At 59.7% G+C, this 16185-nt stretch carries 13 protein-coding genes; all 13 read right to left on the reverse strand.

Features of this window, described 5'->3' with window-relative positions:
- Positions 1 to 14: 14 nt before the first annotated feature.
- Positions 15 to 881, reverse strand: coding sequence for a DUF4123 domain-containing protein (locus tag HU739_RS03695; RefSeq protein WP_186551412.1), 867 nt, complete (start codon positions 879 to 881; stop codon positions 15 to 17).
- The gene (locus HU739_RS03700; protein WP_186551413.1) at positions 872 to 2926 is read right to left on the reverse strand and encodes a type VI secretion system Vgr family protein; all 2055 of its coding nucleotides are present in this window, start codon (positions 2924 to 2926) and stop codon (positions 872 to 874) included. The genes HU739_RS03695 and HU739_RS03700 overlap by 10 nt, the downstream gene beginning before the upstream one ends.
- Before the next feature lie 321 nt (positions 2927 to 3247).
- The gene (locus HU739_RS03705; protein ID WP_186551414.1) at positions 3248 to 3868 is read right to left on the reverse strand and encodes a transglycosylase SLT domain-containing protein; all 621 of its coding nucleotides are present in this window, start codon (positions 3866 to 3868) and stop codon (positions 3248 to 3250) included.
- A gap of 45 nt (positions 3869 to 3913) precedes the next feature.
- A complete protein-coding gene (locus HU739_RS03710) occupies positions 3914 to 4852 on the reverse strand; it encodes a carbohydrate kinase family protein (RefSeq protein WP_186551415.1) in 939 nt (312 codons plus the stop codon).
- A gap of 13 nt (positions 4853 to 4865) precedes the next feature.
- Complete coding sequence (xylB, locus tag HU739_RS03715; RefSeq protein WP_186551416.1) at positions 4866 to 6362, reverse strand: xylulokinase; 1497 nt, start codon at positions 6360 to 6362, stop codon at positions 4866 to 4868.
- 123 nt (positions 6363 to 6485) lie between these two features.
- Positions 6486 to 7961: a mannitol dehydrogenase family protein gene (locus HU739_RS03720; RefSeq protein WP_186551417.1), complete on the reverse strand. Its 1476-nt coding sequence runs from the start codon at positions 7959 to 7961 to the stop codon at positions 6486 to 6488.
- A 10-nt stretch (positions 7962 to 7971) separates the two neighbouring features.
- Entirely contained in the window at positions 7972 to 9075 is a 1104-nt protein-coding gene (locus HU739_RS03725; RefSeq protein WP_186551418.1) for an ABC transporter ATP-binding protein, read from the reverse strand.
- 162 nt (positions 9076 to 9237) lie between these two features.
- On the reverse strand, positions 9238 to 10068 hold the full coding sequence (locus tag HU739_RS03730) for a carbohydrate ABC transporter permease (protein ID WP_186551419.1): 831 nt from the start codon (positions 10066 to 10068) through the stop codon (positions 9238 to 9240).
- Between the two features lie 8 nt (positions 10069 to 10076).
- Complete coding sequence (locus HU739_RS03735) at positions 10077 to 11003, reverse strand: carbohydrate ABC transporter permease (protein WP_186551420.1); 927 nt, start codon at positions 11001 to 11003, stop codon at positions 10077 to 10079.
- 151 nt (positions 11004 to 11154) lie between these two features.
- Complete coding sequence (locus HU739_RS03740; RefSeq protein ID WP_186551421.1) at positions 11155 to 12465, reverse strand: ABC transporter substrate-binding protein; 1311 nt, start codon at positions 12463 to 12465, stop codon at positions 11155 to 11157.
- A gap of 340 nt (positions 12466 to 12805) precedes the next feature.
- On the reverse strand, positions 12806 to 13711 hold the full coding sequence (locus HU739_RS03745) for an AraC family transcriptional regulator (RefSeq protein ID WP_186551422.1): 906 nt from the start codon (positions 13709 to 13711) through the stop codon (positions 12806 to 12808).
- A gap of 75 nt (positions 13712 to 13786) precedes the next feature.
- Positions 13787 to 14674: a PI-PLC domain-containing protein gene (locus HU739_RS03750; RefSeq protein ID WP_186551423.1), complete on the reverse strand. Its 888-nt coding sequence runs from the start codon at positions 14672 to 14674 to the stop codon at positions 13787 to 13789.
- A gap of 135 nt (positions 14675 to 14809) precedes the next feature.
- Positions 14810 to 16102 carry a glycosyltransferase gene (locus HU739_RS03755; RefSeq protein ID WP_186551424.1) on the reverse strand — a complete coding sequence of 431 codons (1293 nt, stop codon included), beginning with the start codon at positions 16100 to 16102 and terminating at the stop codon, positions 14810 to 14812.
- Positions 16103 to 16185 lie beyond the last annotated feature (83 nt).

Below are 16185 nucleotides of genomic sequence, written 5' to 3' on the forward strand. Positions count from 1 at the left end.
AACGGACGGGCTCATCAAGCAGCGCTGGTGGCGAGTTGCTGCAGCTGCTGAACTTTGATGAACGACTCTTCCCTGGATTGCAGGATGGCCATCGCCTGTGGCTGTGTTTCGAGCAGCGGGCCGTTGGTGATCGGCCCCAGCTTAAGCATGTGGCGGCCTTCGTAAATATTGTGGGCCACCAGCACGTTGAGGTTTTCAACGAGGTTGGGCAGTTGTTCGTCGGTGGGTTCGCCGTAGGCGACGTAGTGTTCGTCCGCCCAATAAACCCAACCCAGATGCTCTTGAACCTTTGGCGCTGCTGGCGGCAGGCTGAACGCTGCGGTATCGCCCAGCCATTCAAGTTCCGCGACGGCGCGCCAACTGAGCCACGAACCGCGATTGCGTCCGAAGTGGGCGGGCGCCGGGCTGTATACGTGCTGCCATGGGCCGAAGAGTTGATGGGAGTTATCGCCTGCGGTGTAGGCCAGCGCAGCCCACAGGCTGGGCTTGTGATAGCTCAGCAGGCTTTGACCGCCAGAGCCATCGTTGGCGCGCAGGAGCCACCGCGCATGGGCCAGTGCCTTGTCTGGGACTGTTGTCGCGAGCGCTATGCCGGAGAAATTTTCCTCGCAGAGCTGCGCTGCTTCCGCCGCTAGGCGACTGCCCCACGGTGCGGTCAGCCAGAGTGGGCCGTCGGAGGCGATTTCAGCGAAGTCGGTGTTGAGGAACAGGCCTTGGGCATCCACGACTGGTTCACCGACACGATAGAGACGGCTCATGGCGTCAGGCTGGCGAGCCCGATCGATTATGAAACATAGCGTCAGGTCAGAGCTTTCTCTCGGTAGATCCGCGAACCCATGGCGTGGGGCTTCGAGGAGGGCGCTCAGCGCTTTTACATGCATGTGCAATCCTTACGGCTACAGGCGCCGTTGCTTTGCTTGCCGCACAACGGCGTTATGCCGGACTCGTTCAGACGTTTGGGCAGCGGGATGAGGACTTTCCCCGCCTTATCCGCATCCGCCACCTTCATCGGCCCCGGCAGCAATGGCGCCGCCGGGGTGCCCACCCCCGGCGCACCACCGGTATTAACCTTCACCTCAGCGCCGCTGATCGTCACGCCACCCGCATCGACCTTGACGAAGCTGCCGCCAGCCTTGGCGGTCAGTTCCATGGCGCCTTCGATCACCACTTTCTGGCCGGCGTAGTAGTGAATCTCGGTCCCAGCCTCGACAAACTGCCCAGTCCCCACCTTCACATGCTGCGTAACCCCTACCGTCAGATGATCATCCGCGCGCATCTCACTGATCCGGTCCAGATGGGTAATCCGGTGTTCTTCCACCTTGAACTCGCTCAGCGTGTTGGCTTCCACGGTGTCATGCCGTTCATTGCCGACGCGGATTTTCTGGTCGTGTTCGATGTTTTCGTCCCAGTCGCGCTGGGCGTGGATGTAGATTTGTTCGGCGCCTTTTTTGTCTTCGATGCGGAATTCGTTGTAGCCCTTGCCGCCCGGGGAGCTGAGGGTTTTGAAGGTGCTGCGGGTTTTGTTCGCCGGCAGGTCGTAGGGGACGACGTTTTCCTTGTGGTACAGGCAGCCGGTGACGAGTGGCTGGTCAGGGTCGCCTTCGAGGAAGGTGACGAGGACTTCCATGCCGATACGCGGGATGGCGATGCCGCCGTAGGCTGCGCCAGCCCAGCCGCTAGCGACGCGCATCCAGCAGGTGGTTTTGTCGTCGGACTGGCCGTCGCGGTCCCAATGGAATTGCACTTTGATGCGGCCGTACTGGTCGCAATGGATTTCTTCACCGGCGGGACCTGTGACGACGGCGGTCTGGCTGCCGAGGACTTTCGGTTTCGGGTGTTCGAGGGCAGGGCGGTAGTGCGCGTCCCACGGGGTGGCGAGGAAGCTGTTGCGGTAGCCCTGGTGGAAATCGCTTTTGTTGTCGGTGACGTCGCTGGTGACGTTTTCGCCGAGCACTTGCGGCTGTTTGCCTTCGTGGAAGACTTCCAGCAGTAGCCAGAGGTCGTTCCACTCGGCGCGCGGGTGTTCGGCGAGGCTAAGGAAGTGGCCGCTGGCGAGGGTCGGTTCGTCACCTTTGCCTTCGGCGAGTTTGTAGTCGCTGCGATGGCGTTCGAGGGCGCGGGTCGAGAGGAACTTGCCGCGCTCGCGGGTGGTGAAGCGGCCGGGGTAGTCGTAGTCTTCCAGGTCAGGGGCGAACTCGGATTTGGCGGCGCCTTCGGGAAGGATCTTCGGTTTTTCGAAATCGTAGTCGCGGCGGCTGACGCGCGTGGTGCGGGTTTCCAGACGCAGGTTGAAGCGCTTGATCACCGGTTTCTCGGCGGCCATGCCGGAGTCTTGCTGGTAGCTGACCGGTTTCAGTTTGCGGAACACGGTCTGGTCGTCGCCGAACACCAGTTTGTGCCCGCTGCTGCTGTGCTGGAAGTGGAAGTGAATGCCTTCCTCTTCGCACAGACGCTGGATGAAATGCAGGTCGGATTCGTCGTACTGCACGCAGTATTCGCGTTCCGGGTACTCGGCACCGAGCTGGAAACTGTAGGCGTCCGCGAGAATGCCGCGGTCTTCCAGCACCTGAGCGATGATCTTCGGCACCGTCAGTTGCTGGAAGATCTGCTGATCGTGGTTGTGCTGCAGATAGGCCAGTTGCGGCATCAGGCTGATGCTGTAGCGGGTCAGGGTTTTGCCGGAATCGCCTTGCTCGATGCGGTACACCTGGCCGTGAATCTTGCCTTCGCCGGTGGCCCCGAAAGTCAGGCAGGCGCGCTTGTGCAGCAGCTCTTCGAGTTTCAGGTCGGGGCGGGCGCTGACCAGTTCGAGGTCGAAACGGAACGGTTCGTTGAGGGCTTCGCGACCGGTGAAGCTGAGGACTTGCAGGTCGGCGTTGGCGCCTTCGATCGTGAGGATGATGTGGGTTGCATTGGCGTCCAGCATGCCTTGAATTCCGTCCGTTGAATAAGCAGGTGATGGATGTTGCAGGATTAGACCGCTTCATTCAAGGCGCAAATGGCGTAGGCGCGGGGGGCGGATCGTGTAGGGAAAACCCTTAGAGGGCCAATTTGGCCCCGTAAAACCGGGCATTTCATAAACTTGGGTGCAGGCGGGACGCCGATCAGTTTGAATTGGTAGCGCCCGATCGGTTGCTATCGCGAGCAGGCTCACTCCTACACTGGATTGATGTCGGGCGTGATTCCCGGGTCCACTGAAGATCCCTTGTAGGAGTGAGCCTGCTCGCGATGGGTCTTTGAAACGGCGCTACAACCAATGCCAGAACCGGCTCCAGAACCCGCGATTCAAATCCTCCTTGCACCCGGCATACTGCCGCGCATACATATCTGAACGATTCTGCACCTTGCGCGCCGTCGGCGGCAGCCAGGCTTTGCTCGCGTAGGTCTTGTTGCGAAAGCCGCCCCAGCCTTCGTGATAGTTGAGGTACTGGTTATAGGCGTCGTATTTGTAGACGCCGTTGATCAAGGTGGTCTTGTCCATGTACCAGCCGATGAAGTCGATGGCATCGTCGAAGTCTTCGCGGTCGGCCCAGTTTCTGCCGGTGCTTTTCTGGTAATCGGACCACACTTCATCCTTGGCTTGCGCGTAACCCGACGCCGTCGACACCCGACCCCAGGGAATCACCCAGAGCAGATATTTGCGTGGCGTCTTCGCGTCGTAGCGATAGCCGGACTCCTGATACATGATCGCGAAGGGCACCTGGATCGGTACGCCCCAGCGGTTTTGCGTGACTTGCGCGGCGTCGTACCAGTCGCTTTTTTCCCGGAAGATCTCGCAGATGTCTTCCGGCGAGCGGGGCGGCGAGGTGCCGCAACCGCTCAGCAGGGTTGCCAGTGTCAGGAGTGCAAAGGTCTGCCGGTAGTTCAAAAGCGGTTATCCCGTCATGCGCAAAAAGGCCGACAGTCTACGCGCTCAGCGCAATTGATGACGATAGGGCAGATCAGGGCCGGTTTTGCTGCAGGTCAGCGCGGCGGCTTGCACGGCGAACCTGAGCATGGCGTCGATCTGCTCGCGGGCCAGATGTCGCACGCCCTCCACCGAATCCAGAGCATTCTCGCTCAGCCAGGTAATCAGCGCCGCCTGAAAGGTATCGCCGGCGCCGACGGTATCGGCGATGTTCACCGAGGCGGCCGGCACCGACCATGTGCCGTGTCGGCGACTGAACACACTCGCACCGTCGCCTCCGCGAGTGAGAAAGACCAGTTGGCAGCGATGTTCGAGCCAGCCCTCGATCACGTTCTGCGGGTCCTGCTCGGGGTAGAGCAGGCTCAGGTCTTCGTCGCTGACCTTGATCAGGTCGGCCAGTTTTACCAGCGTGGCGATGCGTTCGCGCCACAGGTCGATGTTCGGCTCGGGATTGAGGCGCACGTTCGGATCAAGGCTGATCAGGCGTTTGCCGCTTTCGCGCTGGACCAGTTGCAGCAAGGTGTCGCCGACTGGCTGCACCACCAGCGAGTACGAGCCGACGTGCAAGCCGCGCACCTCAGGCCCCAGCGCCGGCAAATGCGCCGCGCTCAGTTGTCGGTCTGCACAGCCTTCGCCGCGAAAGCTGTAGTGCGGTGAGCCGTTGGCACCCACGGCAACCATCGCCTGGGTGGTCGGCGCGGCAAATTCCACGAGATAGTCCGGGCACACACCTTCCTCGCGCAGCACTTGTTGCAGACGCCGGCCCAGATAGTCAGTGGACAACCCACCGAACAAGGCTGAATCCACGCCGAGCCGGCGCAATCCCACCGCGACGTTGAACGGCGAGCCGCCGGCAATCGCCTTGAAATTCACTTTCGACGCCAGACCGCTGGCATCGTCTTCGCTGAAGAAATCGAACAGGGCTTCGCCACACACCAGGTACATAGTTGTTTGCTCTTTATAGGGTTGCGACATGCTGTTGATAGCGTTCGTAGGCCTGCTGGAACGCTGCGACATTGGCCGCGATCGGCAGGGTTTCACTGTTCGGGTCAAGCTTGACACAGCGCTGACACAGGTCGGCAAGGCTGACGTCGTGTCCGTCAGTCCACGATTGGCACCACGCCGCCTGGATCGCCGCGCCCAGTGCCGCCGCTTCGCTTTGCTCGGTGCAGATCACCGGGGTGTTCATGATGTCGGCGACGATCTGCCGCCACACGGCGCTTTTCGAGCCGCCGCCGATCAGGCAGATGCGCTGGCTTTGTAAACCATTCTGGCGCAGCAGATCCAGCCCGTAACGTAAACCGAACGTCGTGCCTTCGACGGCGGCGCGGCACAGGTTGGCCTGGGTCAGGTTGTCCAGCGTCAGCCCGTGCAGGCTGCCGGTGGCATGGGGCAGGGCGGGCACGCGCTCACCGTTGAAAAACGGCAGCAGGCTCACGCCGTCCGCCCCGATGGGCGACTGCGCGACCAACTGGTTGAACTGAGGAAGATCGAGATTGAACAGCTCGCGAATCGCACCGGTGGCATTGGTCAGGTTCATGGTGCAGATCAGCGGCAGCCAGCCGCCGCTGGACGAACAGAAGGTTGCAACCGAGGCATCCGGGCTTACGCTGGGTACGTCGCCATAGGCGTACACCGTGCCGGAGGAACCCAGGCTCATGGTGATCGCGCCGGGCCGGATGTTGGCGGTGCCGATCGCGCCCATCATGTTGTCGCCGCCGCCACTGGCGACCACTGCATCGGGGTTGATACCCAGATGTTCGGCAATCGACGGCAGCAGCGTGCCGACCGCTTCATGGGCGTCGATCAGCTCTGGCAGCGCGGCTTGCAGGCGTCCGCTGGCGTCGATATCGCGCAGCAGCTGCAAGTCCCACTGGCGGGTGCGCACGTTGAAGTAGCCGGTGCCGGATGCATCGCCGTATTCGCTGCAGCAACGCCCGGTCAGCCAGAAATTGAGGTAGTCGTGGGGCAGCAGAATCCGCGCGATACGTGCGAACACCTCGGGATGTTGCTCTTTGGTCCAGAGCAGCTTGGACACGGTATATCCCGGTGCGATGGCCACGCCGAGGCGTTCCAGCGAACCTTTTTCGCCACCCAGATGTTGCAGCAAACGGTCGTTTTCAGCGCTGGTTTCGGTGTCGCACCACAGCTTGGCCGGGCGCAGGACTTGCCCTTGATCGTCGAGCAGGACCAGGCCGTGCTGCTGGCCGGAGACGCCGATGCCAAGAATCGACTGGCCGTCGACGTTTGCCGATTGCAATGCCTGACGCGTGGCGATGGTGAACGCGTCCAGCCATTGCTGGACGTCCTGTTCGCGGCGACCGTAGGCGCCGCTGATCATCGTGTGTGGCGCCGCGCCCTGGCCGAGTACCTGACCGCTGACGGCGTCGAGGATGATCGCTTTGGTGCCTTGGGTGCCGCAGTCGATACCCAGGAAGAGCTTTGTTGTTGTCATGGAAACTCCACGGCTGCTCGTTCCCATGCTCTGCGTGGGAACGCCTCAATGGACGCTCTGCGTCCGCTTTAGATGGGACGCGGAGCGTCCCGGGCTGCATTACCACGCGGAGCGTGGGAACGATCAGGTAGTGAGAACTTTTTCCAATGTTTGCGAAACCCCAACCTCGCGCAAACTCTCGCAGCACCACTCGAACGCCGCAACAAATTCCGCCGAGTTCGGTATCGCCGTGCCGAAAATCTCTTCGACGCCCAACAACCGTTCCGTTATCGACCCGTCCTCCGCCACCAGTCCCTGGCAAAAAGCCGCCCGCGGATCCGGTATCGAATAGGTATCGCCATTCTCGTCTATCCCCTTCAGATACAACGCCCACGCCGCTACCACCAATGCAGCGCGTCTGGTCTCGCGTCCATCGGCGATCAATCGGTTGATCGTCGGCACGGTGAACTTGGGGAATTTCGACGAGCCATCCGAACACACCCGCTCAAGTTGATCGGCAATCGCCTGATTGGAAAAGCGCGCCACCAGCGTGTCCTTGTAGTCGCTCAGGTCGATGCCCGGCACCGGTGCCAGTTGCGGTGTAACGTCGAGATCCATATAGGCGCGCATGTATCGCACGAACAACGGATCGTTCATGGTTTCGTGGACGAAACGATAGCCTTTCAGAAAACCCAGATACGTCAGGGCCAGATGGCTGCCGTTGAGCAGTTTGATTTTCATCTCTTCGTAGGGCGTTACATCGTCGGTGAACTGCACGCCGACCTTTTCCCAGGCCGGACGGCCATTGACGAATTTGTCTTCCAGCACCCATTGCACGAACGGCTCGCAGACCACCGGCCAGGCATCGTCGACGGCGTGTTTGTCGGCCAGTTGCAGACGGTGCGCGGTGCTGGTCATTGGCGTGATGCGGTCGACCATGGCATTGGGGAAGCTGACGTTCTGCTCGATCCAGTCACGCAGGTCGGGATCGCGCAACGCGGCGAACGCCAGCAGCGCCTTGCGGGTCACCGCGCCGTTGTGCGGCAGGTTATCGCAGGACATCAAAGTGAACGCTGGCGTGCCCGCGCCACGGCGCTTGGCCAGGGCAGCACAGAGGAAACCGAACACGGTTTTCGGCGCGTCAGGGTGGGCCAGGTCGTGTTGAATCTGCGGCAAGTGCGCCATGAATTCGCCGTTGCTGTCGTCGATGCAGTAACCGCCCTCGGTGATGGTCAGCGAGACGATGCGGATCTGCGGATCGGCCAGTTTGTCGATCAGCGCCCGCGCGCCGTCCTCGGCCAGCAACATGTCGCGTATCGCGCCGATCACACGCACTTCGGTGTCATCGCTGTCACCCAGTTCGAAGAGGGTGAAGAGGTAGTCCTGCTCCTTGAGATCATCACGGGCACGGCGGTCTTCGGCACGCAGGCCGACGCCGCAGATCGCCCAGTCGAGTGCCTCGCCGCGGTTCATCAGCGCGTCGGTGTAATAGGCCTGATGGGCGCGATGAAAACCGCCGACGCCAATGTGGGCGATGCCTTGGCGGGTGTCGCGCAGCTCATAGCGCGGCAGTTGCACTTCGGGGGCGAGGCGGTTGAGGTTGTGTGAGTTGAGTTTCATCGCTTAAGTCTCAGGCGGCCGCGCGCAGTGGGCGGGTCAGCGCCACGCCGTCGGCATTGAATAAATGGCAGTGAGTCGGATCCAGACGCAGGCTCAGTTGTTCACCGTAACGGCTGGCCAGATCGCCGCGCACGCGCATGGTCAGGGCTTCACCGGCCGCGGTGGTGACGTGGCAGAAAGTGTCGCTGCCCAGCCGTTCGCTGACGTCGGCCGTGACCTGCAAGGTGCAGTCGCCCGGTTGCGCCAGCTCCAGATGCTCCGGGCGAATGCCCAGGGTCACGGCGCTGCCGACACTCAGCTCGCCGGCATTGAACGCCAGGACGATGCGGCTGCCGGCGTCCAGCGCCACTTCACAACGGTGGCCGTCAATGCGCGCAATCTTGCCCTTGAGGAAACCCATTTTCGGCGTGCCGAGGAACCCGGCGACAAACAGATTCGCCGGTTGGTGGTACAGGTCCAGCGGCGAGCCGACCTGTTCGATCCTGCCGCCATTGAGCACCACAACCTTGTCGGCCATGGTCATCGCTTCGACCTGATCATGGGTCACGTAGATCATCGTCGCTTGCAGGTCTTTATGCAGGCGCAGCAGTTCCAGACGCATCTGCACGCGCAACGCGGCGTCGAGGTTGGACAGCGGTTCGTCGAACAGGAAAATCTTTGGGTTGCGCACGATGGCGCGGCCGATCGCCACACGCTGACGCTGGCCACCGGACAGCTGTTTCGGCTTGCGCTCAAGCATCGGGCCGAGCTCAAGAATGCGCGCCGCTTCGCCGACCTTCTTTTCGACTTCAGCTTTCGGTACGCCGGCCAGATCGAGGGCGAACGACATGTTCTTTTTCACCGTCATGTGCGGGTACAGCGCGTAGGTCTGGAACACCATCGCCAGATCGCGCTTGGCCGGGCTGACTTCGGTGATGTCGCGGCCGTCGAGTTCGATGGTGCCGCCGCTGACTTCTTCCAGGCCGGCGATCAGCCGCAGCAAGGTGGATTTACCGCAGCCGGACGGGCCGACGAACACCACGAATTCCTTGTCGTTCACTTCCAGGTCGATGCCCTTGATGATGGAAAAGCCTTCGAAGCCTTTTTGCAGATTCTTGATTTTCAGGTTGGCCATGAGATGGGCCTCCGCATTGTTGTTATTCGTCTGAGCCGAACATGCTTTTTTGTGGGAGCGAGCTTGCTCGCGAAAGCGGACTGTCATTCACCATTGATAGCGACTGATATGGCCTCTTCGCGAGCAAGCTCGCTCCCACAGGGGGACGGTTTCGCTTTGAGATCATTTCACGGCACCAAACGACAGGCCGCGCACCAGTTGTTTCTGGCTGATCCAGCCAAAGATCAGGATCGGCGCACAGGCCAGGGTCGAGACCGCCGACAACTTGGCCCAGAACAAGCCTTCGGGGCTGGAATACGAGGCGATCAACGCGGTCAGCGGCGCGGCTTTCGATGAGGTCAGGTTGAGCGACCAGAACGCTTCGTTCCAGCACAGGATCAGCGACAGCAGCACGGTCGATGCCAGTCCGCCCTTGGCAATCGGCAGCAGCACGCGAACCATTTCCTGCCACAACGTCGCACCGTCGAGGCGGGCGGCTTCGAGGATGTCTTTGGGGATGTCTTTGAAGTAGGTGTAAACCATCCACACCACAATCGGCAGATTGATCAGCGTGTAGATCACGATCAGTGCCACGCGCGTGTCGAGCAGGCCGAAACTCTTGGCCAGCAGGTAGATCGGCATCAGCACGCCCACTGGCGGCAGCATTTTCGTCGAGAGCATCCACAGCAGGGTGCCTTTGGTGCGCTGGGTTTCGTAGAACGCCATGGAGTAGGCGGCCGGCACCGCGATCAACAGGCACAGAGCCGTCGCGCTGAAAGAAATCACCACGGAGTTCCAGGCGAAACTGAAGTAGTCACTGCGCTCATTGATGTGCAGATAGTTTTCAAGCGTCGGCGCGAAGATGAACTGTGGCGGCGTGGCGAACGCATCGATTTCGCTCTTGAAACTGGTCAGCACCATCCAGAAGATCGGGAAGAAAACCACGATCGCGATGGCCCAGGCCAGCGTGCCGAGCAACAGGCTTTGCAAGCGGCGGGATTGTTGGAGAGTCATGGCAGGCCTCAGGCTTTGTCAGTCAGGTTTTTGCCGATCATCCGCACCAGAATGATCGCGGCGATGTTGGCAATGACCACGGCAATCAAGCCGCCCGCCGAAGCCATGCCGACGTCAAACTGCACCAGCGCCTGGTTGTAGATCAGGTAGGCGAGGTTGGTCGAGGCGTAACCGGGACCGCCGTTGGTGGTGGTAAAAATCTCGGCGAACACCGAGAGCAGGAAAATCGTCTCGATCATCACCACCACGGCAATCGGCCGCGCCAGGTGCGGCAGGGTCAGGTGCCAGAAAATCGCGATCGGACCGGCACCGTCCAGGCGTGCGGCTTCTTTCTGTTCCTGATCCAGCGACTGCATGGCGGTCATCAGGATCAGGATCGCGAAGGGCAACCACTGCCACGAAACAATGATGATGACCGACAGCAGCGGGTAGTGCGCGAGCCAGTCCACCGGTTGCGCCCCGAACAGCTTCCAGACGTACGCAAGAATCCCTGAGACCGGATGGAAGATCAGGTTTTTCCAGATCAGCGCGCCAACCGTGGGCATGATGAAAAACGGCGATATCAGCATGACCCGGACGATGCCGCGACCGAGGAATTCACTGGCTTCCAGCAGCGCGCTGATCAACACGCCGCACACCACGCTGATCAGCAACACGCTGCCAACCAGCAGCAGAGTGTTGGTCGCACCGGGCATGAATCCCGAATCGCTCAGGAAGTAAGTGAAGTTTTCCAGCCCCACGAACTGGTTTTCACCGGGGTAAAGCAGGTTGTAGCGGATCATCGAAAAGTACACGGTCATGCCCAGCGGCACGATCATCCACAGCAGCAATAGCGCCACCGAAGGGCTGACCAGAAACCAGCCGGGATTGCGCACGCGGATTTTGCGCTGGGGTGGCGCAAGGTCGAGGTGGGCTTTGGCAGTTGAAGTATTCATGGCAGTAACCGATTTCCGACAGGCAAATGAAGATCCTCTGTAGGAGTGAGCCTGCTCGCGATAGCGGTGTGGCAGTCACCACTTGGCTGGATGGAAAACCGCTATCGCGAGCAGGCTCACTCCTACAAAAGGCAAGAGCGAACCGTGGGAATTACTTGGGATAACCCGCGCGCTTCATCTCGCGCTCAGTGGTTTGCTGGGCCGCGGTGAGGGCTTGATCCACCGAGCTCTGGCCGATCAGCGCCGCCGAGAACAGCTTGCCGACCTGGGTGCCCACGGCCTGGAACTCAGGAATGGTCACCAGCTGAATACCGATGTAAGGCACCGGTTTTAGCGTCGGTTTGCTCGGGTCGGCTGCTTTCAGCGATTCCAGCGTCACCTTGGCAAACGGCGCGGCGCTCATGTACGCATCGCTGTAGGTCGAGGCGCGGGTGCCCGGCGGCACGTTAGCGATGCCGTCGGTCTTGGCGACCAGTTCGCCATACGCTTTGGAGGTGGCCCAGGCGCTGAAGACTTTCGCCGCGTCTTTGGACTTGGAGCTGGTCGGAATCGCCAGAGCCCACGAATACAGCCACGCTGAACCTTTATCGGTGACCTGATGCGGGGCAAAGGTGAAGCCGACGTGATCGGCGACCTTGCTTTGGGTTTTGTCGGTGACGAATGACCCCGCCACGCTGGCATCGACCCAGATCGCGCATTTGCCGCTGTTGAACAGCGCAAGGTTCTCGTTGAAACCATTGCTGGAGGCACCCGGCGGGCCGGATTTTTTCATGGTATCGACGTAGAAGTTCAGCGCGTTTTTCCACTCGGGACCGCTGAATTCGGGTTTCCACTGCTCATCGAACCAGCGCGCGCCGTAAGCATTGGCGACCGTGGTAATCAGCGCCATGTTCTCGCCCCAACCGGCCTTGCCGCGCAGGCAGATGCCGTACTGCTCTTTGTCTTTCTGAGTGAGCTTTTCCGCGAACCCGGCAATCTGTTCCCAGGTCGGCCGCTCCGGCATGGTCAGCCCGGCATTCTTGAACAGGTCGGTGCGGTAATAGGTGATCGAGCTTTCCGCATAGAACGGCAGGGCATACAGCGAACCCTTGACCGACAAGCCTTCGCGCACCGACGGGAACACGTCGTCGAGGGCGTAATCGGCCGGTAGATCCTTCATCGGCTCCAGCCAACCCTTGCCGCCCCAGAGTGCTGCTTCGTACATGCCGATGGTCAGCACATCGAACTGCCCGCCCTGGGTGGCGATATCGGTGGTCAGGCGCTGACGCAGGACATTCTCTTCCAGCACCACCCAATTGAGCTTGATGTCCGGATGCTCGGTTTCGAAGGTTTTCGAAAGCTTTTGCATACGGATCATGTCGCTGTTATTGACGGTGGCGATGGTCAGCGTCTGGGCGCCAAGGCTGATGCTGCTGAGGGTCATGCAGGTGAGGGCCAGCAGAGCTTTTGCAGTGGGTTGCATCGTGCACTCCTTTTCTGACACCCGACGGGGCAGAAGGACAGTTATTGTTTTTGTGTCTTCCGAATGCAGGAAGAATCTGCGCTGATTACAACGGTCAATCGCTTGGGTGACAAATCATCCGTCGCACTTTTGTTGATACTTTTTTGCACTGGGCTTTGGCGACGGGAACGCAGGGTAGGGGATTGCAGCGGCCAGGGCTTATCCGATGTGTACAGGTTTCGGATACCCACAGCCCCCTGTAGGAGTGAGCCTGCTCGCGATAGCGGTGTGTCAGTTTGAAATGCGTTGGCTGACAAACCGCTATCGCGAGCAGGCTCACTCCTACAGGGAATTTGCGGTGTCAGTGGTGGTTCTGTTCAGTCAATCGCTGCACCGCCAATCGCCGATAATGCGACGGCGTCATGCCCTTGAGTTGCTGAAAGCGCCGGTTGAAGTTGGAAATATTGTTGAAGCCCGATTCGAAACACACCTCGGTGACCGGTTTATCACCGTCGGCCAACAGTTCACAGGACTTGCTGATGCGAAGGCGATTGACGAACTCGATGAAGTTGCGTCCGGTGGCCTGTTTGAACACGCGGCTGAAATAGGTGGGGGTCATGCCCAGATGGTCGGCGACTTCTTCCAGGGAAATGTCCCGGGCATAGTGGCTGAAGATGTAATCGACTGCACGGTTGGTGCGGTCAATGTTGTGCTCGTCCGCCAGTTGCGGTGTGGTGGCGCCGGACAACAGCTGAAAATCGTCGCTCGCCGCCAGCAACTCCATCAAGATGAAAAAGTGTCCGAGGCGGGTAATGCCCTGACTGTCAGCGATGCGCTGCATCAGGGTCATGGCTTGCCGGATCGTGCGCTTGCAGCGGAATTCGATGCCGTACTGGGCACGCTCCAGCAACGGCGCCAGGGATTTGAGCTCGGCGAAGACCTGGTGGCCGCTTTCGAACAACTCATCGGTGAAATTGACCAGCATGTCGCGCTTTTCCACCACTTCATCTTCGGCCACTTGGCTGATCCAGTTGTGCGGCAGATTCGGGCCGGTGAGGAACAGCGTCTCGGGATAGAAGTTGCCGATGTAATCGCCGATGAACACTTTGCCCGAGCTGGCGACGATCAAGTGCAGTTCGTATTCCTTGTGGAAATGCCAGCGCACCAGCGGGCAAGGGAAACCATGCTGGCGGTAGATGATGGACAACCCGTTGTGGTCATCCATCAACTCGTAAGAAGGGTCGGTCACACGGGCGGTTCGGGTCATGGCTCGGTACTTTTCTTGTTATCGCCTGCCGATCATGCCTCGTTCCGCGCGCCTTGTGCCAGCGCACCGTGACGGTCAACGCCCCTGTCGGTTGCGTTCGAGCGCCGATTTATCCATGGCTTTCTGCCGATTGACCTCGAGGCAGAACTGCACGATTTTCGAGTTTTTGATGAAGTCGAAGTTGATGATGTTGCACTTCTTCGCCCAGTCCGTTCTGGCCGGATCGAACCAATCATCCAGTTCGTCGAGAATTCGCTGCGGACCACCGAGGGTGTAACAGGTCGCCGACAGGGACCACAGGTCCCATCTGCCCGGCGGGCTGCTCATTACATCGGTGATGAACCGTTGCAGTTCAACAGTACTGACCTGCGACTGACCCACCCAGTAATGATCGATCTGCCTGTCGAATGTGCCTTGGTCAACGGTCCAAGGCACGGGCGCCGCCACCAACACTCTTTGCCAACGACTGATGTCTTTCAGCTCGCCAAGGGTCAAGTGGCGATGGTCCCGCGGGATCATCCGTTCGCCCAGATGTTGCAGCATCAGTTGTTTGAACTCGGCGTGATCGAATTTAGTGCTGCCATCGGATAGTTCATGGAAATCCAGAACGATAAACTCGTCGCTGCTTCGCTCCAGAAAACCATTAATGTCGCGAACAAGATCACCCAAATGTCGAGTAGAACGGTAATTGCTGTGTTGGAAGCGAAACTTGTTGAAGCCTGAAGCTTTCGCGTCATAAATGAGTCGGACGTCAAGTGCCCTGGCGCCGCGATTCAATTGCGAATAAAACGGCACGTCCTGGCACGCGAGCCAGTTGGCTCCGGGAATCAGCGGGTAGGAGGCCTCCCAGTCGCAGCCAGCGTTATGTGTGCCGGGTAGTGTCAGCTCCATCAGCGATAAGTTATCGATGTGCGGCGTATCAGCCATCCATTGGTGTGCCTGGATACTTGTTCCATTGTTCATGCGGTTGTTCCTGCGTTGTTCTGTGTGGAAGCAAAAGTTGTCTTCGCAGGAACGTTATAGTGATTGTTTTCTGTCGCGCCAATGGTTGTTGTAATGCAAACTATATGTAAGTGGAAGTTCAGCCACGGCAAGTGATCAGCTGCGCTGGTTCTTTGCTTCAATCCATTGCGCCATGTATTGCGTACTCTTGTGGAGATGATGTCGTAACATGCTGCCGGTAAAATTATTGTTTCTACGGGTTTGTAAGTGCTGCCGGCAGAACTGCAATTTTTCAATCAGCGCGGGGCCGTGTATCGCTTGCTGATAGCGTTCGGCGAGCAAGGCATCACCGGTCGCTTGGGCGGCTTGCCAGCGTGATTCGTCCTGATAAAGCTGGACGGCCGCGTCGGCCAGCGCCGATGCTGAGCTTTCGACCGCGCCAGGCCAGGCATGCGGGCCATGCATGGCCTCGGCACCGACAGGCGTGGTCACGCTTGGAGTGCCACAGAGCATGGCATCGATCAGCTTGCCTTTGATGCCCGCACCGAAGCGCAAGGGCGCCAGACAAATGCGCGCCTCGGACATCACCTGCAAGGCATCTTCCGCCCAGTTCATCACATGAAACCCTTGCGCGGCATTGTGCAGGGCTGTGGCTTTCGGCGGTGTATACGCGCCATAAACGTGCAACTGGGCGTCGGGAAGTCGCTGACGGATCAACGGCCAGAGTGTGGTTTTCATCCAGAGTACGGCGTCCCAGTTCGGCGCGTGGCGGAAGTTGCCGATGCTGAGGAAATGTGCCCGCTGGGCAAATGCGCGGTGCGCCGTCGCCGGCGGATCAATCATCAGTGGACACCAATGGAGCAAGTCGCGTGGCAAGCCGAATTGCTCGACCAGCAGTTCGATTTCGACTTCAGAGATCATCAGGTTCAAGTCGCAGCGATACAATGCGGCGACTTCGCGTTTGGCCATATCGGTATCGGCCATCCGTTCAAACTCTTCGCGCAGGGCAGGACGGAACAACTCACTGAAGTCATCCTGATCAGTGTTGGCTTTCAATCGTTCTTTGAGCCGTTGATGTCGCGCATGTCGCAGACTTTGCAGATCGGAGGTTTCCAGTACGCGTAACGCGTTCGGGCAGTGCTTTTCCACGCGCCAGCCGAACTGTTCTTCCATCATGAATTGGTCGAACAGCACGATGTCCGGTGCAAGTTCTGTGATGAACGCGTCGAAACTGCTGTTGTTCAACTCGATGGCGACTTCGCGGATGCCCAGCGAGGCGAGATCGGCCTTGTGTTCACCGGGCCCGGCCGGACTGCTGAAGGTAATGTCCCAGCCTTGCCGCTGGAACGTTTCGAGTATTTGCATGACATGCCCACTGGCCGCCGAAGAGCGGGGTTCGGGCCAGACATAGCCAATAACCAGAACTTTGGTGGCGCAGGGGCGAGTCATGTTTGGATCCTTGAGTACTGGCGAAAAAAGGCGCAATTAAACCACAGTCGGTGCGGTTCTACTCGGATCCGCCACGGCGGCAG

Source organism: Pseudomonas hamedanensis, assembly GCF_014268595.2.
Lineage (GTDB): Bacteria > Pseudomonadota > Gammaproteobacteria > Pseudomonadales > Pseudomonadaceae > Aquipseudomonas > Aquipseudomonas hamedanensis.

Excerpts from the sequence above, each read along its gene's own strand:
- HU739_RS03700 (WP_186551413.1), bottom strand. The coding sequence starts at position 2,926 with ATGCTGGACGCCAATGCAACCCACATCATCCTCACGATCGAAGGCGCC.
- xylB (WP_186551416.1), bottom strand. The coding sequence starts at position 6,362 with ATGACAACAACAAAGCTCTTCCTGGGTATCGACTGCGGCACCCAAGGC.
- HU739_RS03730 (WP_186551419.1), bottom strand. The coding sequence starts at position 10,068 with ATGACTCTCCAACAATCCCGCCGCTTGCAAAGCCTGTTGCTCGGCACG.
- HU739_RS03725 (WP_186551418.1), bottom strand. The coding sequence starts at position 9,075 with ATGGCCAACCTGAAAATCAAGAATCTGCAAAAAGGCTTCGAAGGCTTT.
- HU739_RS03710 (WP_186551415.1), bottom strand. The coding sequence starts at position 4,852 with ATGTACCTGGTGTGTGGCGAAGCCCTGTTCGATTTCTTCAGCGAAGAC.
- HU739_RS03755 (WP_186551424.1), bottom strand. The coding sequence starts at position 16,102 with ATGACTCGCCCCTGCGCCACCAAAGTTCTGGTTATTGGCTATGTCTGG.
- HU739_RS03720 (WP_186551417.1), bottom strand. The coding sequence starts at position 7,961 with ATGAAACTCAACTCACACAACCTCAACCGCCTCGCCCCCGAAGTGCAA.
- HU739_RS03750 (WP_186551423.1), bottom strand. The coding sequence starts at position 14,674 with ATGAACAATGGAACAAGTATCCAGGCACACCAATGGATGGCTGATACG.
- HU739_RS03695 (WP_186551412.1), bottom strand. The coding sequence starts at position 881 with ATGCATGTAAAAGCGCTGAGCGCCCTCCTCGAAGCCCCACGCCATGGG.
- HU739_RS03745 (WP_186551422.1), bottom strand. The coding sequence starts at position 13,711 with ATGACCCGAACCGCCCGTGTGACCGACCCTTCTTACGAGTTGATGGAT.
- HU739_RS03740 (WP_186551421.1), bottom strand. The coding sequence starts at position 12,465 with ATGCAACCCACTGCAAAAGCTCTGCTGGCCCTCACCTGCATGACCCTC.
- HU739_RS03735 (WP_186551420.1), bottom strand. The coding sequence starts at position 11,003 with ATGAATACTTCAACTGCCAAAGCCCACCTCGACCTTGCGCCACCCCAG.